The 1,493-nt window shown below is 64.4% G+C and carries 1 protein-coding gene; it reads right to left on the bottom strand.

Going from position 1 to position 1,493, the window contains the following annotated elements:
* Positions 1-1,430: KS-MAT linker domain-containing protein (locus tag NLX82_RS27865; RefSeq protein WP_367995898.1), on the bottom strand; the 1,430-nt coding region annotated here is incomplete at its 3' end.
* Between the last annotated feature and the right edge of the window lie 63 nt (positions 1,431-1,493).

The following is a 1,493-nucleotide window of genomic DNA, read 5'->3' as shown; positions in this document are numbered from 1 at the left end:
GCCGCATAGCACGCCTCTTTGCTCACCTTCCGACCGCAACGTCCGCGTATCGCTTCCAGTTTCACCTGCTCTCGCTCCGGCTGCTCCGCCAGCTCTGCCATCCCTTCACTGTACACGACTTCTTCGCTCCCGGCTCCGCCGTTGCCGATGACATACTTCATCGCTCCCTCCGCCTCCAGCGTCAAGGCGATCCGCACCGTCTCTGCCGCGTCTTCCACCGTCAGGCCCCGCAGCCACGTCACATTTCGCAGCCGGATCCCGGTCCTCCTATCCATATACGACTTGGCCGCATCCGTCGCCGCCGCCCGTGCCATCTCCAGTTGTGCCACGCCCGGCAGCATCTTCTTCCCGTTCACCCGGTGGTCCTTCAGTACCAGCTCTTCCCCCGTCAGCACCGCCGCATAGCTTTGGCCTGCGAAGTCTGACGTGTTCCACTGCACCAGCGGATGCAGTGCTGCAAGCCCCGCTCCGGCCTGCGCTGCATCCCCGATCTCCGGCACCCAGCACCGCTCCTGCGCAAACGGGTATGTCGGCAGGCTCATCCGCTGCGGCCGCTTGTCCCCGTACAGCTTCCGCCAGTCGACCGCCCAGCCCTTCACCCACAGCTCCAGCACCTTCGCCACTTTCCCTTTCCGCATCCACGCTTCCACCGCTTGCTCCATATCCTCGTCCGCCCGGAACAGTGCCAGCGCTTCTTTATACCGTTTGACCTGGCCGCAGTACAAACCCTCGGTCTCCCCGCCGCCATTCACAAAGTGCTCCAGCTTCTCTGCGGCTTCCCTGGCCGTACTTGCCATCAGCGCCAGCCGTTCTTCCAGCGCCTCCCGGCCCACCTGCAGCGTATACGCCGCAGCCGCCAGTTGCCCGTCCGTCACCTGGCCTGCCTGGATGTGACTAAGCAAGCGTTTCGCCTGTTCCCGCAGCCGCTCTCCATTTTTGGCCGACAGCACGATCAGCGCGGTTCCTCCCACCGTTGCCGCTTCATCCGCCGCGTTGTCCCCCGGATTCCGGTATTCCTCCACGATGACATGCGCGTTTGATCCGCCCGCCCCGAATGACGACAGCCCGGCGATCCGCGGATACTCCCGCGTCTGCCCGTTCAGCGTCACGCTCGGACGCATCCACGCTTCCAGCTCCCGCTGCACCCGAAACGGCGTCGTCCCGAAGTCGATATGCGGGTTTAGCACCTCCGCATGCAGCGATGGCGCCAGCTCCCCGTGCCGCATCTGCAGCAGCACTTTGGTCAGGCCCGCGATCCCCGCCGCGCTTTCCAGATGTCCGATGTTCGACTTCGCCGACCCGATTGCGCAATACTGCTTTTCCTCCGTCTGCACCTGGAACGCCCGTTGCAGGCCTGCAATCTCGATTGGGTCTCCCAGCGAAGTTCCCGTGCCGTGCGCCTCGATATAGCTCACCGTCCGCGGATGCACTCCCGCTTCCTCCAGCGCACGCGTGATTACCTCCGCCTGCGCCTTCGGGTTTGGCACGGTATA

This window comes from Paenibacillus sp. A3M_27_13, assembly GCF_024213315.1.
Taxonomy (GTDB): Bacteria; Bacillota; Bacilli; order Paenibacillales; family Paenibacillaceae; genus Paenibacillus; species Paenibacillus polymyxa_B.
The sequence above is the reverse complement of the archived record's forward strand: the minus strand, read 5'-3'. Positions and strand labels throughout refer to the sequence as shown.